At 40.7% G+C, this 26,516-nt stretch carries 18 protein-coding genes; all 18 read right to left on the reverse strand.

Annotated elements, in window-relative coordinates:
* Positions 1–14: 14 nt before the first annotated feature.
* Positions 15–1,274, reverse strand: coding sequence for a glycosyltransferase family 4 protein (locus IJ00_RS24085; RefSeq protein WP_035157582.1), 1,260 nt, complete (start codon positions 1,272–1,274; stop codon positions 15–17).
* 4 nt (positions 1,275–1,278) lie between these two features.
* Complete coding sequence (locus IJ00_RS24090; RefSeq protein ID WP_052754531.1) at positions 1,279–2,661, reverse strand: hypothetical protein; 1,383 nt, start codon at positions 2,659–2,661, stop codon at positions 1,279–1,281.
* Complete coding sequence (locus tag IJ00_RS24095) at positions 2,661–3,668, reverse strand: glycosyltransferase family 4 protein (protein ID WP_035157584.1); 1,008 nt, start codon at positions 3,666–3,668, stop codon at positions 2,661–2,663. Before IJ00_RS24095 ends, IJ00_RS24090 begins: the two co-directional genes overlap by 1 nt.
* Positions 3,669–4,007: 339 nt before the next feature.
* Positions 4,008–5,144, reverse strand: coding sequence for a hypothetical protein (locus tag IJ00_RS24100; RefSeq protein WP_035157587.1), 1,137 nt, complete (start codon positions 5,142–5,144; stop codon positions 4,008–4,010).
* A 46-nt stretch (positions 5,145–5,190) separates the two neighbouring features.
* The gene (locus IJ00_RS24105) at positions 5,191–6,150 is read right to left on the reverse strand and encodes a glycosyltransferase family 2 protein (protein WP_046814907.1); all 960 of its coding nucleotides are present in this window, start codon (positions 6,148–6,150) and stop codon (positions 5,191–5,193) included.
* A gap of 98 nt (positions 6,151–6,248) precedes the next feature.
* Entirely contained in the window at positions 6,249–7,166 is a 918-nt protein-coding gene (locus IJ00_RS24110) for a hypothetical protein (RefSeq protein ID WP_035157589.1), read from the reverse strand.
* Between the two features lie 86 nt (positions 7,167–7,252).
* Positions 7,253–8,365, reverse strand: a complete 1,113-nt coding sequence (locus IJ00_RS24115) for a glycosyltransferase family 4 protein (RefSeq protein ID WP_046814908.1) — start codon at positions 8,363–8,365, stop codon at positions 7,253–7,255.
* 136 nt (positions 8,366–8,501) lie between these two features.
* Positions 8,502–10,163, reverse strand: a complete 1,662-nt coding sequence (locus IJ00_RS24120) for a glycosyltransferase family 4 protein (RefSeq protein WP_035157595.1) — start codon at positions 10,161–10,163, stop codon at positions 8,502–8,504.
* Between the two features lie 409 nt (positions 10,164–10,572).
* Complete coding sequence (locus tag IJ00_RS24125; RefSeq protein ID WP_035157599.1) at positions 10,573–11,775, reverse strand: DegT/DnrJ/EryC1/StrS aminotransferase family protein; 1,203 nt, start codon at positions 11,773–11,775, stop codon at positions 10,573–10,575.
* On the reverse strand, positions 11,768–12,742 hold the full coding sequence (locus tag IJ00_RS24130) for an NAD-dependent epimerase/dehydratase family protein (protein WP_035157602.1): 975 nt from the start codon (positions 12,740–12,742) through the stop codon (positions 11,768–11,770). The genes IJ00_RS24125 and IJ00_RS24130 overlap by 8 nt, the downstream gene beginning before the upstream one ends.
* Positions 12,732–13,700 (reverse strand): methionyl-tRNA formyltransferase, encoded by a 969-nt coding sequence (locus IJ00_RS24135; RefSeq protein WP_035157605.1) that lies wholly within the window; start codon positions 13,698–13,700, stop codon positions 12,732–12,734. Before IJ00_RS24135 ends, IJ00_RS24130 begins: the two co-directional genes overlap by 11 nt.
* Positions 13,701–13,796: 96 nt before the next feature.
* On the reverse strand, positions 13,797–14,852 hold the full coding sequence (locus IJ00_RS24140; RefSeq protein ID WP_238178387.1) for a hypothetical protein: 1,056 nt from the start codon (positions 14,850–14,852) through the stop codon (positions 13,797–13,799).
* Positions 14,852–15,961 carry a DegT/DnrJ/EryC1/StrS aminotransferase family protein gene (locus IJ00_RS24145; protein WP_035157608.1) on the reverse strand — a complete coding sequence of 370 codons (1,110 nt, stop codon included), beginning with the start codon at positions 15,959–15,961 and terminating at the stop codon, positions 14,852–14,854. Before IJ00_RS24145 ends, IJ00_RS24140 begins: the two co-directional genes overlap by 1 nt.
* Positions 15,958–16,995: a Gfo/Idh/MocA family protein gene (locus IJ00_RS24150; protein ID WP_035157610.1), complete on the reverse strand. Its 1,038-nt coding sequence runs from the start codon at positions 16,993–16,995 to the stop codon at positions 15,958–15,960. Before IJ00_RS24150 ends, IJ00_RS24145 begins: the two co-directional genes overlap by 4 nt.
* A 152-nt stretch (positions 16,996–17,147) precedes the next feature.
* Positions 17,148–17,765, reverse strand: coding sequence for a hypothetical protein (locus IJ00_RS24155; RefSeq protein ID WP_144416078.1), 618 nt, complete (start codon positions 17,763–17,765; stop codon positions 17,148–17,150).
* A gap of 144 nt (positions 17,766–17,909) precedes the next feature.
* Positions 17,910–18,467, reverse strand: coding sequence for an acyltransferase (locus IJ00_RS24160; RefSeq protein ID WP_046814909.1), 558 nt, complete (start codon positions 18,465–18,467; stop codon positions 17,910–17,912).
* Between the two features lie 105 nt (positions 18,468–18,572).
* Positions 18,573–21,806 (reverse strand): N,N-dimethylformamidase beta subunit family domain-containing protein, encoded by a 3,234-nt coding sequence (locus tag IJ00_RS24165; protein WP_035157614.1) that lies wholly within the window; start codon positions 21,804–21,806, stop codon positions 18,573–18,575.
* A 233-nt stretch (positions 21,807–22,039) separates the two neighbouring features.
* The gene (locus tag IJ00_RS24170; RefSeq protein WP_238178388.1) at positions 22,040–26,494 is read right to left on the reverse strand and encodes a DUF4082 domain-containing protein; all 4,455 of its coding nucleotides are present in this window, start codon (positions 26,492–26,494) and stop codon (positions 22,040–22,042) included.
* Positions 26,495–26,516 lie beyond the last annotated feature (22 nt).

Raw genomic sequence — 26,516 nt, forward strand, 5'->3', positions numbered from 1 at the left:
GTTGTTAGTAAAATCTAATTGTGATTTGCCAATATATCCTTGACTTTACTCACTAATTTTTGACGATATAAACTCCAATTCAACTCCTCAGCTTTGCGACGAGCTGCTAGTCCCATTGTTGCTAACTCTTGAGGATGGCAATAACACCATTCCAGCTTTTCCTTGAGTGCTTCGACGTTGCGAATTGGTACAATAAATCCTTCTACCCCATCAGTGATAATATCGGCTCCTGCTGTATTGGGGGTAGTAATCACGGGAATACCGCACGCCATTGCTTCTAAAATTACCAGACCAAAACCTTCAACTAAAGAAGGAAAAACTAAAACACTAGCACTACTGTAATACTGATTCAGGAGAAGATGAGGTACAGAAGGAATATGGCAGTAAATATCTTTATACTGCTCCAACCAACCCACAGGAAAAAGATTTGAGCCAACTAATACCAACTCAGCATGTGGCAGTTTTAAATCTTGCCAAGCTTGTAAGAGATAATGAATGCCTTTGCGCGGGGAAACACGACCTACATATAACGCACGAAAATTATCATCAGGTTTAGGTTGCACTTGAAAGGTTTCTACGGGAGCACCATAAGGAATCACACTGATTTTGTCTAAAGCTACACCAGTATCTAAAAGAGACTGTTTAGTTACCGAAGAAGCTACAAATATATGATCTGCCAGTTTCACCTCCCGTTCTTTACGCTCTAATTTCCATGCAGGATCTTGAAGAGATTCAATAGCAATAGCTAAATCAGGAAAGCGTTCAGCCTCTTCGCTCATAATTCTATGAGTCATTTTATAAAAAGTGATCGGCAAATCATACAAACAGAGAATACCTTCTTGTTTTGCTTTTTCAAATGTACTTGCAGCTACATCTTCATAAGCATAGATAGCATTTAGACCTTTGAGATGATGCTTCCTAACTTGAGCATCAAGAGAAATATTTACCCAGTCTCCTAATTGTGAATGACTAAAACCCGAATATTTATCTAGCCTTGTCCGTAATAAAAGAATACGAATTATTTCCTGCCAAGGATAAGTTCTAATTGGTACACCATTAAGATCAAGCCAGCTTCTTCTATTTAGTTCATTCGTAATGTATAAATGAACATTTTTAGGTAGCAAATTAAGATACCACCATATAGGAGATCCTAAATTATGAGCAACGGGAGTTATTACTTCCTTGAGAAAGTTTGCTTCTGCTAAAGCTAAGGCACTGTGCTGAGCATTAGAAGGATTTATTTGATGAACCAGGGAAATATATGGTTGAGACATTCTGTTATTGCCCTCTATACCTGTAGCATAAAGACTGTCGATATTCTAATTCTGGAAACAATAGAATAAATCCACAGAAGAACCAGTAGTAAATTGCAAAAGTCGTGTTAAATATTAGATGAACCGCAATCAGATTTAACACTTGAAATAAGAAAGCAGAAAGTATCAATTGACGCAACCAAGGACTTTCTAGTCGCCATAAAACTCGCCAAGTCGAAAGAATTAGAACTAGACGCAGTAGATACCATAAAAGCAATCCCAATACTCCCAACTCGATAGTAACCCTTGAAGTTTCTACTTCTGGTGCCAGAAGAGTATCGCCAACAGGTAAGTTGAGAGCCAAACGTAAAGTAGGGACTGCCTGATGAGTTGCTCCTATTCCATAGCCATCAAGAGCCTTCAATTGCATTTGCTGTATTAATGCCACAGGTTCTGTCAATGGAATTAGGGCACGGTCATTAACAGATTCTACTTTTGATGCTCCTTCCGCACGTTGGAAAAATGCATCTATTGCTTTAGTGAAAAACCTGGGTAATACTGTTGCTATCAAGGTGATAGGTAGAATAAATTTCTTGGCGGAGCGAGCAGCTTCTTTAGGTTTTGCAAAAAAAAGGATACAGGAATATCCCACCACAAACAAAATTTCATACAAAAGCAGAGTTCTTGCACCTGTCATAAAGGATGTGGCAACTACCAAGAATGCTTCAGCAAACGTTAACCACCGCCATATTTTAGTTTGCGGTAGAGTCAGCATAGGAATTAGTATACTGAAACAAGCCGTTAGATAAGTAGAAAAACCTGTAAGATAGGGGAATGTCGCTGTAACTCGAGTTATACCATCAGCAAGGGTGGCATTGGCTTCCTCTCCACCAGCGTATACATTAATTGGACTTGAGACTGGGCTGAAAAATTGAGCTATAGCTAAGAGGCTGACTGGAATCAATAACAGTAGATAGTTGCGTAAAAATCGGTATATTTCCTCCTCAGACTTGAATAAGCTAGGTACTAACCACATTAAAGGCATATAAAAAAAATAGGCTTTTAGCCCAAAAAAACCAATAATAGGTGAGCCTAAGCTGGGATTAAAAGTTTGGCATAGAGACCAACTAAAGGCAAGTATTAATAATATATTAAAAATACTTAATTTAAAAGGATATTTTGGTTCGGAACTAAGGTAATACTTTAAATATGCCACTAAGAGGAGTAAATCTTTCAAAAAGTAAATCAGCTCACTGGCTTGTGGTAGTACCCACTTTCGAAGTACACCTTCAAAAATAATAATTATCAATGTAAGTTTAACAGCACGTTGCCAACTAAGGTGATATAAACCAAAGTAAGATAGCCAAACAAAAACTGCTACACCTATCAAAGCAATGGTCAACTCCATTAAATAACCCTCTCTAAAACTTCAAGGTATGCTTTGGCAACTGCTTTACTGGTATGACGAGCTAAATGCGATCTAGCTTGTTCTTTGTAAGTTGTCAATTTATCTGGGTGAGTTAGCAAGTCAAATAGTATCTCAGTCAAACAATCGATATTACCATTAGGAAAAGTCACACCACAAAGACCAATGGCATCCTTAAGACCTCCTCCCTCTGAACCTACAACCACACAGCCACAGGCAATTCCTTCTAGAGCAACAATTCCAAAAGGTTCATCCCACAGAGATGGAATTACCATAATTTGATGATAGTTTAATAATATGGCTAATTCATGATCGACTTTGATTCCAGCAAAATTGACTTGATCTAAAATTTCTAAATTCTTTGCTTGCTGATGTAATTTATATTCTTCAGGCCCACTACCAATAATGGTTAACTTAGAAGTTATTCCCAAATTTCTGAGCCTAGCCAATGCCTCTAGTAGTAAATTGGCTCCTTTATCAGAAACCAAACGTCCTAAAAACACGAGTTCTTGAGTACGGGAAATTTCTGGCATTTCATGAAATATATCTTCCCGATAAGAATTTGGAATTACGATAGATGGTTTTGGTATGGCTTTCGCCAAAGCATGACTAACTGAGATGTTAGTTGCCAAGTAAGTGACAAAGTTTTTGAGATAATCTCGCCAGCCAAAACTTCCATCTACACGGCGATACCAAGTTTGATGAGTTACAACTAAAGGTCTTGGTATTAATATTAAAGACCAAAGTCCCTTTAAACTAATACAACCTTGAAAATAAACATCACACCATTGAGTCAGTTTCAATAATTGTTGTGGACTAGGTTGTCTAATCACTTCAAAGGGGAAATCTTTCAAGTCTGTTGCTGGGGTTTGTGAAACTAGCTTGACTTCATGTCCTGTATAAGTAAATTCGTGAGCTAAAGTTGAAATAATTGTTTCTAAACCGCCAATACTTGGATAGAAAAAAGGAGAGTATATTAAAATATTCATATTTATCCCACATTCCGCTGTTTGGAGAGCTATAAAAAAAATTAAGAATTTGGTGCAGGGAGAAGATAGTAGCAGCGACAAGCTGGACTGAAAAATTGTGAAATGTCAAATCGACAACAAATATCCAAAAATTCTTAGTCTAGTAAGGATTTGGTTCAATTAATTATGTGCAGCTTCATACTAAAATTGTATGATACAAATAATACTTTAGGAAAAAAATTCTTGTCAGTTTATTACTTGTTTTCAATAGCTTAATTTAGATATAGTGTTGTTTTCAATAAAGCATTTTCCGGAACTAATAATTTATAATTTTTACGCGTAAATACACTAATTTTTAAGCTATTTTTTTTCTCTTAGGTACTCAAGGTAAGTTGCAAATATCTTGGCATGTACAGATAAGTTGTGTGTTTGATACCAGGCAAATGCATTATCCGCGATCGCCTGTAACTGTTCCCAATTATCTAAACTTATTGACTGTGCATTCAGACACCAGTAGTGTTTTCCGGGTTCTATCCCATCTATAGTAAATGCACTATACTGAACGCTGACGGGCAACAATCCATGAGCGCAGTAAGCAGCAAAGATGCCTGACTTAGCTAAATAATCAGAATTATAATTCAGGAAACCTACTAGAGAATTCAATAGAGTTTCGCTAATTTTGGCAGCAGGTTGCTGTCCCATTTTTATGATAGGAATACTATCAATATATGAAAAGTTTAGATCTACTGGTGGACCAATATCTATTATTTTCTCAATTTCCAATAATTTACAAGTACGGCTAAGCACAGATGAGGAGTTGTTATAAACTTGTAATCTGTTACTGGTTCCTCCAAATACAACTAGATGTCGTTGCCGTTTTGCTAAAGCTGGCACTTGCTTTGGTTCGGCAATGTTGGAAAAAACGGGTATAGCAGGAATTTTTTTTTGTTTGCCTTGACTTAATTTATAGAGAATTTCTGCGTAAAGTTCTTTGCTAGTAAAACAGCGATCGCTTACTACCGTCAATCGAGATGCTAAGGTCTTTTGCAATGAGGATAACCAGAAAGCGCTTGTCCAAGGTTTACCAGAAGCATAAACTTCATGAAACATAGTCACTAGATGGGAATTAATATTTTGAGTTTTCCACAATTCTAAACCTTCAACTAACCACACTGGACACCCTCTCTGAGCATAGCCATACCCAACATAATGTAGTATGACTGGAGCTTCTGGGGCTAAAGTGGAATGCTTCTCCTTTGGAACTAACGAAGATAATAATGCCTCAGCAGTGCTATTTTCTAATTTTTTAATCGGAAAGCCTTCAATTTCATTAGCTCCTTGCCAATAGCGATCGCCAACAATAAAAATTGTTTCCATTTGGTAGTCTTTCTGCAACTGGAGAGCCAGATTAATTGCATAGTCACCTAATCCATTGACAGATGGTGGTAGTTGAGGAACAATTTGAATGATTTTAAATGCTTTATTTGATTGTGTCACAAAAAAACTATCATAATTCTCACAATAATCTTTGAAAACTTATTCATTATGGTCTGAGCGCATCTAGTTTTTTGCCTAGCGCATCAGGCATCAGTGTAAGTAAAAAGAGGTAAAGACCTCTCGGACTCATACGCGTCTTTATGGAGAAATATTTAGAAAAGTAAATATTCCAGGCCTCTTCTTTTCTTCCTTGAAGTGCATAGCTTTTAAGTGCTACTGGTGCTAGTTCTCTAAGAACATGCTTACGCGCATATTCAGATGATTCAGGTAGGATGAGTGCTTGGATTATGGGATACATAAACTCAGCAGTTTGAAAATCCTCCTTAGTAGACACAGAACCAGTAGTTGTAAGTCTGCAATTAATTGTGTATTGATTCAGAAAATAAAACTTATCAAAAGCAATCCCTAACCGAATACCAAAATCCTGGTCACAAGCATCACCTACTACCCCTCTATCTCTGTATTTTATGTTTCTTGCTGCCGCCGACAAAACCATATAACCATCGTTAGGAAATTGTTGTAACAGTCCGGAGACTGCTGCGGATGGCTGTAGACCTTCTCTATCTGCTGTTCGATAATAGCCTCTATTCAAAATTTCAGAAGCTTCGTCAAGTACATCTCCTGTCATTGATATTATGTATTGTTTTCCAAACGCAGCTGTTAAATCAGGAGCAATTTGCCAACATTTATCTAGATCGGCGATCGCATTAGGAAGTAATAAATCATCATCATGTAGTAATACTAATCTGTCGCCCTCAGTCATGCTAAAAAGCATATTTACATTTCCAGCCTGACCTAAAGAAGGCTTGTTTCGTACATAATGTAATTTAAACTGACACTGAGACTGAATATCTTTTACCAAATTTTCAGTAGCATCATCTTGAGAATCATCTCCAATTATTATTTCAATGGGTTCATATTTTTGAATAAGACAAGATCCTAATGCCTTTTTAAGTAGTTGAGGCCTATTACAAGTAGGGATACAAATAGAAATCAGTTTATTCATGTATTTCTATGCAATAAAAAGTAATTTGAATAATGAGAATTTTAATTTCCTCATAATCATTAATAGTTAATCATTTGAAATGAGGATGTAATTCCAATTTAGTGTCCAACTAGTCTTCCTATAATTTTTGCTAATTTCAAATCTATTTTTTTTGTGAAGCGAGTCATAGGAGGGTATAGATTAATAGGGTATACTAAATTTTTAAAAAACTCTGTCTCAGCTAATGAGGGAATATTTCCTGTAGTTAGAAGATTATGTATGAATTGTTTTCTCCAAGGTTTAACCGAACCTACAGCATGAGACATGAGAAAGCCACCACCTGTAAAATCCATACCATCTGGTCCAATAGGAGAACATATAACATCGCTAAACATAATAGCAGCATTTAGTACATCTTGATCGGTAATAATAGAATTTTCACGACTTATTTTTTTAAGCTGTGTGATATCATAGCCAGATTTTCCCAGAGCTATAGTTAGCTCTTTCCAAATGTTCACAACAGATATATCTGACCGTTTAGCAGCTACAAAACCAGAATTAAAGTAAAAATCTAAAAATTGCTTCTGTTCATAATTTAAGCTTTTAGCTAACTCTATCCACTCATGTCGCCAAGGGTGATGAGAGGGTACAATTCCATAACAGTTGTCTACACAGACTGCTAATCCGAAATTTACCCATTTTTCATAAAAATCCCAATGGCATTTATTACATATATCTGGATCAAAGTAAAAGACATGATTACATTCAGGATATTTATCAAATAATTCCAGCATGAAAAATGGCTTATAGTAAGCCAAATGATAATTAGTACTTAAAGGATAAAAATTTAACTCTATTGTTTGATTAATGAAATATTTATTGTCCTTTTTTTTCAATTGAGTTAACCAGTCAGGTAATCTTCCTCTATATCCAACTGCTATCTTTCCTTTGAAATTATGATTGGCTAGAGAGTTTATTAATGCTCCCACACCTATTTCGTAATGACCTTCATATAAAGTAAAGACGATAGAATTCATGTTTCACACTTAGTTTATAATTTTGTAATGGTTATTTCTTATAAAGAAAATTATGCTTAATTCTGAAAAGAAATTATATTTTCTCTTTAATAAAATTCTATTTTTTTTCGATTGATTTTCTTTATATAATCTTCAGCAATTTTTCCCCAAGTAAATGTACGATAATAAGCTTCCATAGTATTAGATTGGCTAAGAATATCAGGCGTAAATTGCGACGGAGGTGGAAATGCTCTTAGCGTTTCGCTAAAGAAAGGTTGTAAATCAACAACTCCACCTGCTGGTGTTGCAAAAACAGTCATTCCAGACTCTAGCATTTCATTTAATATCAGTCCCCAGCCTTCAACTCTACTTGTAAATAAACCGACATCGTGGTTTTCCAGCAAAGAATAAAGCTGAGTTCTCTCAAATGACGGCATAATTTTGAGTCTACTTGATTGAATTAGTTCTGGTGGACAATCTTTCTCAGCATTATTACCGGATCCGGCAATCGTAAAAGTGTCTTTGGGGTGAGAAGCTGCTCTTTTAACAATAAAGTCAACAAGTTCAGTAATTCCTTTATGAGAAACCCAACGACCAATCCAAAGAAATCGAATACCTTCTCCCTCATTTTTTTTTCGATTTAGACGAATCTGAGCTAGAGCTTCCTGATCAGCTTTTGAAATTGCATTGACGTAAGAAATTAATTTGCTGCACCACCACGGGAACCAGTTGTTAATCCATTTAAGTTCTAAGCTACCAAGACAAAGGATGTAAGTAGCTCTTCTCCATCCTTGTAGTATCAAAAGTATGTCTAATACTGCAAATAAATAACTAAATGGAAGGATAAGTATATTTTTTATGCCCCTTTTTAAGGAATTGTTGAGTTCAGATGCTATGTACAAAACATCAGGCTGCACACTGCGAGCTACTATTACTGAAGATGATTTGCTAACTCGTTTGGTAATTAGATTTGCATTGCAATCGATTACATCAAAGGGTGGCTGAACCTCGATAAATGCATCTAGCTTTGACCTGATTAGTTGAGAATTTTGTATAAATTGCCACCACCTTGTCATATTAGGCATAGGATGAGGAGACCATAAAGTTACATGATGTCCCTCTTCCCGTAGTGCTTTTGCCAGATTGATTGCCATCTGACCTGCACCAAATTCAGCAGAAAGTATTGAATGTGTAGCTACAAGTATGCGAAGTTGCTGCATTGAAAGTGTCCGTTAAAGAAAAATTCAGTATTAATCTGCTGGGATAATTCTTACATAGACTATTAAATCAAGGAGTTCTCATTATTAACTGCGACATAAAAATCAAAAATAAAGGTGATGCAATTTATTAAGTAGCTTAGCGATCACGTAAGCAATTGATGCTGTAACGTAACCAGTTAGGGACTAAGTAGCCAAACAGACCAAGGCGGCTAGAACTATTCTTATAAATGCCATACTTTTTGACCAACCTCATCAATTGAAGCAACTTTTGATAAAGTGGCATAAATTTTAAAGCTGATTCTTGAATTAGATAGTCAAAATCGAATTTCTGACCATGAATACGCGGCAAAAATACATCCGGTTCACTGAGAAATATCTTATCATCTATAGGAACTGAAGGTACAGTTGACCGAGGCAAAGTGGCAGCACGATGATATACATTTTCTAAGAAATGTTGCCAGTTGCTTCCCCAGTGAGTTTCTGCAATTTTTTTCTTGGTTGCTTCCCCAAGAGATAGTCTGAATTCCTCATCCTCGACCAAGCGAGAAAGAACTGCCGTATACTCTTCAAGACTCCGCACCTGAATTATATTGTCAATCAGACCAGGTACATCAGCACGCAAAATTTCACATGCATCGGGAAATGGGTAGCGAGTGACTAAAGGTACGCCGTAACTTCCTGCTTCCAGTAGTGATGTATTTGAGATAAAGGGGTACGAATCAACGTAAATGTCGGCAGCCTGGTAAAAAACAGCAGTATTCTCAGTTTGCTCAAGTACTCTAATTCTCCCCTGGGTCTTCTGGATAGCTGCTGACCACTCTTCTCTACTACCTGGACCAATAACGACCAATACTGCTTGTTCGTATTGTTCTAGTAATGGAACATGTGCATCAGCAAAAGTGATTCCGTCAATCGTTTTGTACTTCGCTGGTCTAGCTATGGAGAGCAACATTAAACTGTCTTCAGCAAGTCCAATCTGTCGCTTCGCCTCTGCTTGGGAAAGCACTCTATCAAGAGGCTCCAAAATCGTGGGCAGGAGCAAGTTACGCTCTGCCTCAATACCTCTACGCTCTTGTGAGAGGTGCATACCAGATTCACGAAGGTTAACAATAACATCACTGATACAAGCTCCTAACCAAAAGCAGTGGTCACTATGGTTAACGTAGATAACTGGTGGAGATTGTTCTTTATTTGCAAAGGCAATAGTTGCAATAACATCACTTTCCCATGTATGAAGCACTACTATATCTGCCATTGCAGCGTATTGACGTAATCGCTTGGCTGTAGAGACAACACCACCCTTCTCCATATCTAGCAAGTATATCTTGCCGTGACTATTGATTACAGTATCTCTCAAGATTTTCGGTACTGGGAGCGGTATCTGCCCAGTCAATACAACCGAATGCGATCTTTCGGTATCCTGCTGAATCCATCGCCGAAGCAATCTGGGAATTCCACCAAAGGGCGAAGAAATATTGGTAGAAACATGCAGTATTTTCTTTGGCTCTCCAGAGAATAAGGTGCTTTTGTTACGAGAGGGACTTATTGGCGGTATGGTACTTCGCCCGATTTTGATTAAGATATGCTCAAGTTCAGGGCTTACAAAAAAACCACAATGATTATACTGAGCATGAAACGCTGCAACCTGTGCATACACAGATGCTGCGTCATACTTACCGCATTCCGCCAAATCTTTTGCACTTGCAAGTAGGTTGCGAAAGACCTCGAAATTTTGCTGAATACTCTGACAACCTTCTTCTCGCCAAAGGCTGAATGTATCGTTAGCTAATTTTTCCATAATACTTTTGTGTTCTTAACTCCTACTAATTTTTCGGCGTTGCATCATTGCGGGATGAATGAGCGCCTGAAAACACTTATAAATCTTTCAAAAGAGATCGAAATTATCCTCGAATTCAGCAATGCCATTTTTTCTAATTTCCTAGGACTATATAAATAAATTGGTGAAAAAAATAAACTACCAAACGTAAAGTTCGTAAATTTTGGCTCTTCAGTACATATTATGATAAATAGCTAACAAAATCTCAAGATGCTTACCAGTAAAGGAAAACACTCTTGATTTTTGAACATTATTCTTACTTTTAAACGTCTTGAGCAATTTAACTTTGATTTAAAAGCAAATTTTGATGTTTAACTAAAAGTTTGGTATGATATTTACTGAGTAACCTAAATTTTTTACACCATTTAACTCAAACCCTACAAGCAGCTTGCAATACTTCAACCACTCGATTCTGTTCTTCCTCTGTCATCTGATGGAAGAGTGGTAAAATGATTGCTTTATCCTGGGCTTGTTCACTCTCAATCAAGCGTTGACAACTGCCTGGTTGACAATCACAGCTATTTTGCTTAACTCCACAACTCCAAGCTTCCTGTTGATAAGCGGGTTCCCGGTGGGTACACATAATTCCCCGACGGGTGGAAACTCCCGCATCTAACATCATCTGCATCACCTGGACTTGATCGGATGTTTCTGGTAATCTCACACAGAAGCTTTGCCAGTTACTTTTTGCCCAGGTGGGTTCTGTTGGTAATTTTAAACCTGGTATATCTGCGAGCAATTGCTGATATTTTTGTGCTAAATAACGCCGACGTTCGACAATTTCCGGTAGGCGTTTGAGTTGTTCCCGTCCTACTGCGGCTTGGATATCGGTCATGCGATAGTTGTAGCCTAACATTGGGTATGACTCAAATATTACCTGTTTGGCTCCGTGGCGTACGGTATCAGGTATACTCATGCCGTGTTGTCGCCAAAGACGAAACTGTTGGTCAAATTCCGGATTATTAGTAGTCAGCATTCCCCCGTCACCAGTGGAAATAATTTTCCGGGGATGAAAAGAGAAACAAACAATATCTCCGTGCGCTTTGCCAATTTTCTCCCAGTTGCCATCCCAAAGAATTTCACTACCGATCGCGCAAGCGGCATCTTCAATAACTGGTAAATTGTGACTACGGGCAATCTGTAAAATTGCTGATAAATCACAAGGCATCCCTATTTGATGGACTACTAAAATTGCCTTAGTGGCACTGGTAATCGCATCCTCAATTAACATCGGGTTGATGTTGTACGTCTGTGGTTCGATATCCACAAACACAGGTGTCGCTCCGCAGTAACGGATACTGTTGGCGGTAGCAATATAGGAATGGCTGACGGTAATCACCTCATCCCCTGGTTTTACCCCCACTGCTAACAGGGCTAGATGGAGGGCAGTAGTACAATTAGATACTGCACAGGCATGATTTGAACCTACGTAGGTAGCAAATTCTTGCTCAAAGGCGGCAACTTCTGGACCCTGTGTCACCCATCCAGTCATAATGGGACGACGAGCAGCTTCCGCTTCTGCTTCTCCCATCCAAGGTTTAGCAATGGGAATAGTTTGTATTTTTTCAGACATTGCTTGTTTCCTTAGTTTGTTTCTGAGAACGCCACCAATTGACTAGTTTCTCTAATCCTTGTTCTAGGGATACCTCGGCTGTAAAATCGATGAGATTTTGGGCTTTGCGGACATCTGCGAGCCGTCGAGAAACGGGGTTGACTTTGCGCTCTGCTCCATACTCTGGTGTTAAATCAGACCCCATGACTTTCGCTAAACTGTAGGCGAGGTCATTTAAACTACTTTCCACACCACTGGCGACGTTAAATACCTCGTCAGTAATATCGGCTTTGGCTGCCAGGATATTGGCTCTGGCGATGTCTTCGATATAAACAAAGTCCATGGTTTGTTTGCCATCTCCGAAAATTAACGGAGGTTGCCCAGCAGCAATTCTATCCATCCAACGGATTAATACTTCTGTATACACTCCGTAGATATCCATCCGGGGACCGTAGACGTTAAAGTAACGTAACGCTACATAATCTAAGCCGTACATATCGTAGAAACTACGGAGTAATCCTTCGTTGAATACCTTGGCTGCACCGTAGAGGGTGCGATTGTTATAGGGGTGATGGGACTCGGTGGTGGGGAATTCTTCAGCTAAACCGTAAATGGAAGCGGAGGAAGCGGCAACTACTTTTTTTACCTTGGCTTTGACTGCTGCTTCTAATACGTTGAAAGTACCATCGGCAAGAACTTCTACAGCTAGACGAGGTTCCTCTGCACATTGGGTAATGCGAATTGCGGCTTGGTGAAAGACATAATCCACACCTTCCATGACTTCTGCTAGTAATTTTTGATCTCGAATATCACCTTCGACAACTACTAAATGTCCATGTTCTTTTGCCCATGCCAGATTATCTAGTCTCCCACGGGTAAAATTATCGAGGACGATGATTTCAGAGACGTTTTCTTTAACTAGTAAGTCGGCTATATGGGAACCGACTAATCCTGCACCACCTGTAATTAAGACGCGACTATTTTCCATTGTTTGAGAGTTGATTTACTTGCTGTTCTAAAACTTGAATCCGGTTTAATAGTTCTGATATTTGTAAACCTAAGGTTGTCTTGACAGATTTAATAATATTGGCGGCTGATGTTTTCTCTTGTCCGGCTAATTGCACTTCTTGCAGGCGTAAAATGCCATCACCTGTTAATACATCAACATAGCCTGATGTTTTTGACCTATTGACAATTCTACCGGGAATACGTCCGATATATTTAGGCGGATTTTCTACAGGTTGAGCTTGCCAAATTAGGAGTTTTTCTCCTTGAAAATATGTATAGGCTCCAGGAAAGGGAGCAACTTGGGAGCGAATTAAACAGTCAATTTTTCTGGTGGATTGTGACCAATTAATTTCGCCATCTTCTGGTAGGCGGGTACAACCATAGGATGCTTCTAGATGGTTTTGGGGTGTACCGGAATAGCCATGATAGGCATTGACAACGGTTTCACCAAGATATTGTTTTTGGATTGTATTTAATTGGTCGTAGATATTAGCTATTGTATCATGGGAATAAATGGGAATTAATCGTTGAAAAAGTATATTACCTTCATCTAATCCTGGTTCTATTTTATGAATACTAATGGCAGCACAGGGCTCATCATTAATCATTGCCCAATTGACATTAGCTCGACCCCGATATTGGGGTAGGGGAGAGTAATGAACATTGATAAATAGGGATAATTCAATGATAGATGGAGGCAGGATTTGATTATAGGAGGAAACGACTACACAATCAGGTTGAAGTTTACTAACTAGAGATTTGATCGCTGCTGGGGAGGTATCTGTAAATATGGGAATGGCTGCTGTTTGAGTGAGGTTAATTAATGCCTCATCTTCTGGGGAAATATTTCTAATTAATCCCTGAACATGGCAATATTCTATTAATGATTCTAAGGCGGTGAATGTAGTTGTTCCTAAACCGATTAGTAGTACATTCATGAATCTGAGATGATGGGAAAAGAGCAAAGATGATCTCTAACCCCAATGAATGGAAATTGGGGTTATGGTGATGAATAGAAATTGGAATTACAGCAATTACAACAACTGAACAAATTCCATTTTGGCTTGGTTTTTAGTTAAAACCTGAGTTGTTGTCTGATAGCGTTCGCCACCTGTATCGGATTCAGTAGAACGTCTCCAAATCACTTCAGCTGCTTTGAGTCCCCCGGTTTGCAGGCGAATAATTGGCTCTGGTCCAACTGCTGAGGGTAAAATTCCCATATGCCCAGATTTGGGTGCTATTTCTGGAAATATAGGAATATTCTCATTCACAAAACTAGAACGCTCAATGTCTCCCCAGTATTGGGCAACTAATGCACCAGGAAAATTTGCAGCGATCGCCTTGGCATCTTCCCCAGATAATACCTCTTGGCTACGGGGTTGTAGTGCCACTAAAATGGCATCATAATTTGTATCTTGGGGCGCTTGGCAGATACTTTCAACGGTATCTACTGTTGCTCCGGCTTGGGTTAAACCCCTTTCAATAAAAGGTAAAAAGGGATTGTCACAGAGCAAGAGAATTTTACTGCTATAAACGGAAACTCCCCCATCTAAGAGCAATTTCACAGCCATAATTCCCAAGAAAGAGAATACATCGACTGCGGGATGTCTCTCATTGACTCCTACCACGGGGATATCTCGTAATCGACAAGTTAACAAATCCAAATCTTCTGGTCGAAATTCCCATGCTTCATACATTAAGCCAATGACAGCACTAGGTTTCATCCAATTAATGATTTCAGCATTCAGGGGACGTACGTGACCACTATTGGTGATGATATCAGCTTGAGCAACTATTTCTGGTGTTTTTTGGCTGATAAATTCCAGGCGATCGCCTACTCCCGCAAGTGTTGCTAGATGCTGTGTTTGGCTAATCACTGCTTCTGCTGTTCCATAGGCAGTACTACGGGTAATTGCATATACCTTTTCCGCTCCTGCCATTGCTGCCAATACGGGAGTGACAATGTATGCACCTGTGGCAGCTTCTGTCAAAATAGTTGCCTGTTGCAGTCGCAAATCACAGCGCTGGATGGATTGCCGCATCAAACTCACAAGACGCTGGGGATTTAAACCCGGACGGGAATCGCTCATTAAACTGTGACTCCTTGGAGAAGACTTTGTAGGGTTTGTGCCACAGTATTTACCTGTGCTGTACTGAGTTCTGCATACATCGGCAGGGAAAGCACTTCCTTAGCAGCTAATTCCGAGTGAGGAAAATCACCCACCTTATACCCTAAATCTGCGTAGGCTGCCTGGAGGTGTACGGGTATGGGATAATGGATACCTGTTTGAATTCCTTCTTCATTCAGTTGGTCTTGCAGTCTCTGTCGTTGATTGGTGCGAACTGCGTAGACATGGTAAACATGGTAACTGTAGGGCATGACAGTGGGTGTTGTCACCCCAGAATTTATCAAAAGTTTGTCATAGACTGCTGCATGGTTACGACGTGCTTCTGTCCAGGCATCTAGGTAGCGTAACTTCACCCGCAGAATTGCCCCCTGCATACCGTCCATACGATAGTTGTACCCCTTGAGGACGTGATGATATTTACTCTCCTGTCCCCAATCCCGCAACATCCCTATGGTTTTGGCATACTCGGCATTATTAGTGACAACGGCTCCACCTTCTCCATAGGCTCCGAGATTCTTGCCGGGGTAAAAGCTAAAGCATCCGATATCACCAATGCTACCGATGCGTCGCCCTTTATACTCGGCTCGGTGTGCTTGTGCCGCATCTTCGATAACTACCAAACCATGACGCTGGGCGATCGCCATAATTGGATCCATATCTGCGGATTGCCCATAGAGATGAACTGGCAAAATGGCTTTAGTCTTTGCTGTAATTGCCGCTTCAATTTTGCTGACATCAATGGTGTAGGAAATTGGATCAATATCGACAAATACGGGTGTTGCCCCGGTATAAACAATGGCGGCAACTGTGGCAACAAAGGTAAAGGGTGTGGTGATAACTTCATCACCTGGACCAATACCTGCGGCGAGTAGTGCTAAGTGTAGGGCACTAGTTCCAGTGTTTAAAGCAATACCATATTCTGCATTACAATATGCTGCAAATTCCTGCTCGAAGGTTGCAACTTCTTTACCGAGGATAAATTGAGTACTATCTAAAATTCTCAGGACTGCGGTATCAATTTCGTCTTTGATGCTGAGGTATTGCGCTCTCAAGTCTACAAATGGAATCATGCTACTACTCCTACTTTGTCTAATTCAACCAACTGACCTTGATTTTTCATGGACTGGGTAGCAGCTTCCAAAATTTTCACTACTTGCAGTCCGGCTTGTCCATCGGTAATGGGGCGATCGCCTTTAGTAATACAATCAATAAAGTGCAAACCTTCCGTCCGTAGCGCTTCTGTCATATCTAATTTTGGCGACCACATATCACCTGTACGGTAGCCAATCAACATTTGATATAAGCTTTCGGTGTTACCGTTAACAGTAATTCCCTTGTCGTAAATCTTTAATTTTTCGCTCGGTTCTAAATCATCGAAGACAATCATTTTCTGGGAACCACCAATTAAAGTCCGACGTACTTTTACTGGTGCTAACCAATTCACATGAATATGGGCAATTAAGTTAGTCTCAAAAAAGAGAGTTAAGTAAGCAATATTTTCTGGTTCACCGGGAACGTGACTGACTCCAGTTGCAGATACTGCACAGGGTTGAGCAGGTAAAACATAATTCATTATCGATAAATCATGGACAGCTAAATCACAAATGACATTGACATCATGTTGAAATAGTCCCAGATTTACCCGCACTGAATCGTAATAATAAATATCACCTAATCGCTTAGAGGCAATTAAATCATGCATTTTTCTCACCGCACCTGTATAGACAAAGGTGTGGTCTACCATTAATACTAAATTACGCTTTTCGGCTTCATCAATTAATCTAATGGACTGTTCCGAGGTGACTGTCATGGGTTTTTCTACCATGACGTGTTTTCCTGCTTTTAATGCTGCTAGTGCTAAATCAAAATGACTAGAAACTGGAGTCGCAATTACCACCGCATCAATGTCAGGGTCTTGAAAAATATCCTGACAATTTGTTGTCACCTTAATTTTCGGGTATCTTGCTTGGACTTTGGCTAGCAGTTCTGATTTAAAATCACTGACAATTTTGACCTCAACTCCAGGAATTTCTGCAAAATTTCTTACCAGATTTGGACCCCAGTAACCATAACCAATTACAGCGATATTAAGATTTTTTGTCATTGCCTTTTCTCTTAATTATTGTCTTGCAGCAAAGAAAAACCCGGCTATTAGGTAAAGCCAGGTTGAGATATCCATATCATGGAGTTAAATTTTCCTTTCTTTATATGCTTGTGTCATAGGATACTCAGATAAATTTATTAAAAATTAGTTACTTATTCCCTAACTTTTCTTTTGAATCTATTGGCGGCAATAATGAAGACTGTACCTAAAATCCCAGCTGATACTTGTGGCTCAGGAATAGTTTTTGTTGCTGTTTTTGGCGTAAAAATTGCATAGTTGGCAATTGTATTGCCTTGTGTGAAAATGTCTTGACTTTCTCCCTGAAAATCATTCCATTGGGTAATGTAACTACTGACTTTGCTCACCAGGAAGAGATTTCCATTACTTGCCACCACTCCTCGATAGGGAAATAATACTGATGGAGAATTATTTACCTGAGTCGGCACAGGTTTTTGATTATTTAGCAGGGGTACAAGATTATTTACTGCTGTTTTCGCTAGATTTTGGTTATCCCAAAAAGTCGGCTTAAGAAAATCTGTGTTATTAGGATTACCAAATATATTGAAAAACGTATCATTTTTAAAAGTCACATCATAGGTGATGCCATCAACTATAAAATCCTCTATTTTGCTGACATTTCCTGGACTGCTATAGAAAAGTTGTAGTGCAGTTACAGGAGTCGCAGTAGCAGCGATCGCCACCACTATCGAGATTATGGAGGATATTTTTGCCGTTGCAGATACAGAAAACGGGTAGATGCTGTTGAACATAGTTCACGAATTGGAGTGAGTTAATTTTGTAACATCTGAATTTAACTGAGTCTGAGTGAAAAATTTTGAGTAATTTTACTAGTTTATATTTGCTTTTTTCGAGGTTCAATATCCTCTACTTCTATGAAAAATCGGGAATATTGTTTATTCAGCGATAGAACTCCGTTCCGCTACGCGATCGCCGCTTCGGCGGAGGGTAGCTCTATCGCCACTGACTGTTATTTTTTCCTTGTCTCGCACATCTCCAACAATACGCCCCGGAACACCCACAACAATGGCATAATCAGGGACATCATAGGTGACAACAGCACCCGCACCAATCATGGCTTTTTGACCAATTGTGATACCTGGCAAAATTGTGGCATTACTCCCAATTCCTGCACCTTTTTTTACCAAAGTTGTAATCACATCCCAGTCATCATCGGTTTTTAAGCTACCATCCTCATTACTAGCACGAGGATAAAGGTCATTGGTAAACATGACTCCATGACCGATAAATACTTCATCTTCTAAAATTACACCTTCGCAAAGAAAACTGTGGGAAGAAATCTTACAACGACTACCCACAACCACATTTTTTTGAATTTCGACAAAAGTACCAATTTTTGTATCATCTCCAATTTCACAATTATAGAGATTGACCAAATCAGGATGAAAAACTTTGACGTTATGACCTAACCTGACATTATCGTTAATTGGCATATTTTTTAGGAATATAAATCTACAACATCACAGTTCAGAATCCTGGGGTATGTCAAAATCATGATTTACTACATACCCCGATTCCTACTATCTTGTTAATCCTATTTAATTAGGATTGAAGATAACATCTACCCAGTAATTACTAGCTGCGTAGCTAGAATTGGGAAAGGTGGGAGTTGAACTGTAAACATAGACACCATTACCACCTCCAGCACTATTACTTAACAAACGTAATGGTGGTTTATCCACACCAGAGGTAAAGTAATTCTCTGTCAGTGAATATTTACCCACATTCGTATGGTAAGAAGCAACGTAGGTGGTATTAGCAGTGATGGGAATTGGTGTCGGAAAGTTAACTTGCTGCCAACCGGAAGCAGTTTCGTTCGTGAACGTAACTTCACCCACTTTCTGACCACTACTTGTCCAGATTGTGCCAATGTGAACCCCTATACTTTCGGGACTCTTGTAAAACTTGATGCCAGTAATACTACCACTTACATCTGTGCGGAACTTCACACCTAAAGTCAGAGGTGCGGTTTCTGGGTCAGTGATAACTGCTGGAGTCGCCGTATTATCCCATGCACTCACCGGACTACTAGCATTACTGCCTGTTGTGAAAGACCAAGTATAATTTTGTGCTAGAGCATTACCTGCTGGGTCTTTAATTCTGGGGTCAACGGTTCCCCCTTTAACTGTGACAGTATAAGTTGTACTCAGTGCTAAGGAGCTGCTAGGGGTAAAAGTAGCACTGTTATTGGCAGAGTTGTAACTCACTGTCCCTGATACTAAGGTATTATTCGCACCTCGTAACTCCAAGGTATTAGTATTAACAGTTGTCGGGGCGATCGCCTCACTAAAAGTTGCCGTGACGTTGGTAGCTAAACTTACACCCGTTGCCCCACTGGCAGGTGTTGTTCCTGTAACCGTTGGTGGGGTAGTATCCTGGGGTGCAGTCGTACTAAATATGACATCTACCCAGTAATTGCTGGCGTTGTAGCTGGAAGTCGGGAAGGTGGGATTGGCATTATAAGCATAGACCCCGTTATTCCCATTTTCCCCGTTGCGTAGAGCATAGAGGGGAGCGCTATTAAAGCCAGAGTTAGTAAAGTACTGCTCATTAATCGAGTAGCGTCCGACGTTGGTATGGTAAGAAGCCACGTATAATGTATTTGCAGTAATGGCTACAGGTTGGGAAAAACTTACCTGCTGCCAACCAGAGGAGCTTTCATTGGTGAAAGTTGCCCTTGCTAACTGTTGACCACCGCTTGTCCAAAGTGTCCCAACATGGGTTCCCGTATTTTGTGGTCCCTTATAGAAACGTAAACCAGTGATGTAACCACTTATCTGAGAACGGAATTTGACACCTAACTCCACAGCATTTGTAGAAGGGTCTGTAATCACACTGGGTGTGGGATTATTCTGCCAAATACTGCAAGGACAATCACGGGGAACGACATTCAATGTGACGGAAGTTCCAGGTGTTTGTAAATTGCCACTGTCATCTACAGCACGGCTTTTAATCGTCACTGTCCCTAAAGTTGCGGGAGTCCAATCATAACTCCAGTTACCACGACCATTGGCAGGATGCCAGGTATTGCCACCATCTACAGAGACTTCCACCGCACCAACGACACCCCCTCCGAAGTCACTGGCTGTACCAGTAATAGTCGTAGGATTACTGACTTGTACATTGGCATTTGCGAGGGGTGAGGAAATATTAGAAGTGGGGGTAGAGCCATCGGTGGAAGCTGAAGCCAGAGATAAACCAGATTGTAAACTCCCTGGTTGTACACCCATATCGGCAAACAGGTTCACCGTTGCTTGCTGCATCCTGCCATCCGGTGTTGTGTTACCGCGATCGTGATTACCATCCAAACCCCATGACCATTGTATGGTTCCAGAGCCAAAAACTAAGGCTCCACTATTGTGTTTATACAAGGTCAAATGATGATTTGCCGTACCTATGGCATAGCTAGACCCAAAGTCTTGTAGTATCTCTACACCATTGACTATAGTACTGGACATTCTCACCAAGCCAGGGGGACGGAAACCATTATCTAAGTCTTCATCCCACTCGTATCCCAGGGTACCACTGGTGAGAGTTGCCTTATTTCCTGGTGCCAAAGTAGCAATGTTGGTATTACGCCACAGACGCATCTTTCCGTCATCGGCAGGTACTTCGATCGCCGTGGTTCCCCCATTCACCTTAAATATGTTGCCACTGAGAGCATTCTCTGGCAATCCGCCATCCTTCGGGGGACTAAAACGAGGGTCGCGCCAGGTTCCAGTCCAAATATTGGGTTGGGGATCGATGATAGCATTGGCTTTGGTTTCTTTGTAACAAACCAGAGTCCGATAGGTACTATTGGGGTTAGCGATACTATTTTCCCAGCGAGTTTTCCAAAATATTTCATTCCCACTGAAAAAACCGAGATTCACTCCAACGTTGCGAGCTGCTTCGACTTTATCTCTTTGTTGTTTTGACCAATATTCATCATGACCAACGGAGAGGAATATCTTATGATTTTTGATCAAATCACCATAGCGATCGCTATCTACCCCAGTAAAGTAGCTCACACTATAGCCATTTGCCTCTAACCACCGCACCATGGGATATTCGGCGTTGAATAACCAATCCTGACCATTGTCAACTATCCGAGTATTAAATGGGCGGTTATAACTCACCTTATATGCTCTACCTGCCGGTGAGCCAGTATAGAGACTGTTGCCTCCATAGCTGTTATATGCTTGCCAAGTAGTATCGGAAGTTTGGAACAGAATATCCGATGTACTAGAGTCATCTCGGACAATAAATACGATGTGACTTGCCCCACCAGTATCTGAGCGCACAGCCTTAGCAAAGTATATGCCTGACGTAGCAGTACTAGGTATATCCCACGACGCAGATACTGCCCAATTGCCACAGTCAACCAAGCCAGTACTTGTATTCGTTGAACAATTAGGCTGATTCTGTGCTGAAGTGCGATTGACGTTAACTGTATTTACCTTTCTTGCACCTCGACCACCGTAATAACCCATACGGTAGATATCAAGACGATACTGAGTTGCAGGAGTTTTGATTTTGAAATCAACTCTTTGCCCACGGTTATAACTAATATCAGTGGCAAATCCCTGAATACTACTATCTCCGATTCCGGTAATATCCCAATCGGAGGGCAGATTTCCTGTCAAACAGTTTTCCGCCACAATCGCGTTAGCAGGAGCATTGCAATTAGCTGCAAGTACCCTTTCTCCCGAAAAATTCCAGCCCAAGTTACCGATGGTGACTAGGAAAAAGGCTACCATCGTCAGGGAAATTATACGGATGAACCTTTTCATGGTAAATCCTTGTTCAAAAGTAAATTTTGTTTTAATAGCATGATGAATAAATTAAGCAGATAAAAATAAGACTGATATTTGATATGAATTAGGAGTAACTCTTATCCCATAAAGGTTTCAATCTTTAATTCACAATTCATTACCCATTACTCACAACTACTCATAGCTAAAAAGATTTCTTCCATTCCTCAATGCAGAAGGGACTTTCCCCGTGGAAAATCCCTCCTCTTGATTTAGTTTGTGGTACTGAAAATCACATCCACCCAGTAGTTACTCGATAGGTAACTGGAGTTGGGGAAGGCTGAATTTGCACTGTACCTGTAGACTCCATTGCCTCCACCAGCGCTGTTACTTAAAGCACGTAAGGGCAGTCTATCTACCCCCGTACTTGCAAAGTAGTTTTCATTGATGGAATAGCGACCAACATTGGTATGGTAGGAAGCTACGTATGTCGTATTGGCAGTAATTGCCACAGGAGTTGTAAACAGAACCTGTTGCCAACCAGAAGCAGTTTCATTAGTGAAGGTAGCTTGTTGTAAGTTTGTACCACTACTGCTCCACAAGGTTCCCACATGAGTACCTGTATTACTTGTACTCTTGTAGAAGCGAATCCCCTTAATAAAGCCATTAACATCAGAGCGGAATTTCACCCCTACCTCTACAGCTTGGGTTTCATTATCAGCCAGAATATTCGGAGTATCACTGTTATCCCAGATTGTCACACCACTACCTGTGGTAAATGACCAGTTATAATCCTGGGCAAGGGCTGTATTTGATTGGTCTTTGACTCCCGAATTACCACCTTTAGCAGTGGCTGTGTAGTTGGTGTTAGGTGTTAATGTCGCACTTGGTGTGAGAATTCCTGTATTATTGGCGGCATCGTAGGTAACAGTCGCTGTCACCAAGTTATTGGCAGCATCTCGTAACTGGATTGTATTAGTGTTGATCGTTGCCGAGTTCATTGCCTTGCTAAACTTCACTTTCACCGTTGTGGCAGTACTGACACCAGTTCCAGTCGGATTTGTAGAAATGACCGTGGGCGGTGTATTTGCTGGTGTACTAGTAGTGAAGACGACATCTACCCAGTAATTTGTCGATAGATATGTGGAGTTGGGGAAGGCTGGATTTGCACCATAGCGGTAAACTCCATTACCACCACTAATATTATTACTGAGAGCGCGTAATGGCGGGTTATCCACCCCAGAGTTAGCAAAGAAGTTTTGGTCAGCCGCATATCTACCCACATTTGTATGGTAGGAAGCAATATAGGTAGTATTTGCTGTCACCGCTACAGGATTACCAAAGCTTACCTGTTGCCAACCAGAAGCAGTTTCATTGGTAAAGGTTGCCTGAGCTAACTGTTGACCGGTACTACTCCACAGGGTTCCCACATGGGTTCCGGTATTTTGGCTACTCTTGTAGAATCTCACCCCAGTAATAAAGCCATCAAAGTCAGATTTGAATTTAACTCCTAGTTCAACTGCGTTGGGGTCATTGGTTGATGGGTTATTGGGAGTGGGAGAATTAGTCCAGATTCGACAGGGTTGTTGTTGAGAACAGGGCAATCCGGCTGTGGTAAAAGACCAGGTATAGTCATTACCCAGGGTATTGCCAAATTGGTTCTTGATGATACTGCCTTTCAGGGTAGCCGTATAAACTGTGTTATTTGCTAAATTACCTGTGGGTTCTAACTTAGCGGAACGAGTCGCCGCATCATAGGTAATATTCCCAGGTACTAGGGTATTTGCCGGGTCTTTGACTTCAAAGGAGCTAGCGTTAATAGTTGCAGCATCCATGGGCTGGTTAAAGGTGGCAGTCACACTAGAGCCAACACTGACATTAGTTGCTCCGTTGCTGGGAGAAGTAGAATTGATCGCCGGTGGGGGTGCGGCAATATAGGTAGCGACGTAGGAACCACTATCGCCAGGGAAGACTGCGTACTCAATACCTTTAATACCAGATGTGGCAAAGGTGACAGAGCTACCATTACGGGTAATTGTGCTGAGAATTTTATCCGCAGAGCGAGTTGGGAGCATTGCTTGTAAGCCATTTGCTCCAGTTGCTTTGGTGATACTGAAACTGAGTTGCCCGTTGGTGCTATTCCATGCCAGGGAATTAAAGGAAGAATTATTGCGACCATCTAACCAGGTTAGTAGTTGACGGGCAGTGATTACGGGTACATTACGAGCTTTTGCAGAGGCGATCGCTGCATCGGAATCTGCCTGGGAACTAGGTAAACCGTTATCAGTATGGGCATTGATATTAAAAACACCATAGTAACCTTCTGCCCCTAAAGCTTTATCTAGTAAAGTATTGACTGTGAAAGGGTAGGACTGTCCAGATTCATCAGTCATCTGAGTTGCCGCTTTATACACGTCAATCATTGTGCCGTCGGTTTTGGCAAACCGCATTGGCATTCCACTACCTGTAAAGAATCCCGGACGATCTAATACCCAAATGGGGGGCCAATAGTAGTAGGTCGTATCTAAACGTATTCCCTTATTCAGTTCAACTTCCGCAGCACCTGTCCAATCACTCCACACAAGACAGTGATGACGCTGGGTGACAGGAGCCGGTAAACTCGGATAACTAGCACTAAACTGGCTTAATTGTTGGGTATAGTTATTTGTCAAAGAACCAGTTGTGTAATCTGCACAACCTGTGTTGACGTGTAAAGCAATTTCAAATCCCTGATTGTTATAAGCAGATGCTTGAGCGTTAGTAATGGCTGTGTTGGGGTAAATATAAGAGGTACCGCGAATACATTCCCAATTATCGACATTACAACCGGCGGAACTTTCCTGAATAAATTGGTCAAATCGACCAGCAGTTCCCCCATTTCCATGGTCATCACCAGTCATCAACAATGCAGCTTTTTTGCCATTGGGTAAATACCAGAAGCGAGGTAAGGGCTTCTTGGCAAAATTCATATTGATAATTAGGTTAGCTAATAGCCTTTGTTGCTCATCTGCCTGGGGAATTTCCACCTTGTTCAAATTTACCCAGTCTGTCTGAGGGTCGAAGCTGGCAGCACCGTAAAATTGGTCATCAGAGCGAATTGGTGAAAATCCGTCCCGTTCTTGACTTGCCCAACTAGGATTACCTTGACGTGTGTAAACAATAGAACGAGCTAAATCAAAGGTAAACGCCGCAGCTTGCCCACTACCCACACTACGCAGGGTAACGGCGGGATTAGATGTGGCTGTGGTGGCATTGTTATAAAGATTTGCCAAACTAGTAGCTGTACTTAAGGTATAGCGGTCTGCCGTACCGTGAAACTGAATAGTTTGATTAACTAATCCATTGCCAACGTTTTTGCTCGTGTCTATGAGCAAATAACCATTACTCAGGGTCGAGTTAGAATCTGTAATGCCTAATAATCCTGCTAATTGTTTATCAGGACGCATGGCAATCAGATTACCACCACCATTTACCCAAGTCGTAAATGTAGTCACCTGAGCCGGAGTTAAGCTCATCTCTGCCAAAATCACTACATCATAGTTACTCAACAGCGATGTTGATACTGAAGAGATATCTGTAACACTGTAGTAGTTCAGCCCTTCATTACGGAGAACTTCCGTATAGTACTCTCCAAATTTGTTGGAATTGTTAGTGACAACTAATACAGGACCTGTGGGGGGTGTGGGGATAGCAGCAATTAAGGTTTTATCTTCAAATTGCGATGGGGTTGTTGATAAGGTGCTGCCTGATTTCTCGCTTTTCAACGCCTTGACAGCAGCAGCAGTTTTCCTTGGAACCTGAATTTGTTTGTTTTTATTACCCTTAACTACATCCCAAACAGATATTTCCCCTGCATCATCTCCCGTCACCAGGCTGTTACTATCCACAGGGCTAAAGGCAACACTATTAACTCTAGCTGCCTTATTTAAGGGGAGAGAACCCCTAGGTTTCAAGGTATCAGCATCCCAGAGAAATATTTTGTTCTCTTCACCACCGGCGGCAATATATTTACCATCAGGACTGAAGGCTACTGTTTGTAAGCGTTTTGTAGGACCTTTGAGGATATCAATTTGTGTACCATTGCTATCCCAAACTCTCACCGTTCCGTCTTTACTGGCACTTACTAATACCTTGCCACTGGGACTAAAGGCAATACCCGTAACTGCATCTGCATGTCCCAGTAGAGTTTGGATGATTTTGCCCGTGGTGACATCCCAGAAAATAATCCGTTGATCATCTGAAGCACTCGCCAAGATAGTACCATCTGGGCTGAAAGCTAAATCATTGATAAAGTTACGATGACCTTTGAAAATTTGCAGTAGCTTATCTTCACTCCAGAGGGAAATTCGGCTATCTTCCCCTGCGGTTGCTAACTTTAACCCATCTGGGCTGTAAGCTACGGCTCTAGTTGGGTTTTCATGTCCCGTTAAATTACGAGTCTGTTCTCCTGTCTCTATATCCCAAATTCTCAGTACAGTATCCCGACTAACACCAGCAACTTTTTTACCCTTAGGATTAAAGGCTACTTTCGTCACCGGAAGTTGATTATTGCCTTTGACGGTTAATTTTTCTTGTCCAGTGTCAGCAGAGTATAAAATTACTCGTGCATCTTCGATGCCTGCGGCTACGGTTTTGCCGTCAGCACTAACGGCAATGGATGTAATTGCTGTAGAATCCGCTTTTTTATTCTGTTTTAATCCTGGAGAGTCAGAGGGCGGTGTTGCCATGACTTGATTCATCGAAATGATC

Origin of the sequence: Calothrix sp. 336/3 (assembly GCF_000734895.2) — a bacterium.
Lineage (GTDB): Bacteria > Cyanobacteriota > Cyanobacteriia > Cyanobacteriales > Nostocaceae > 336-3.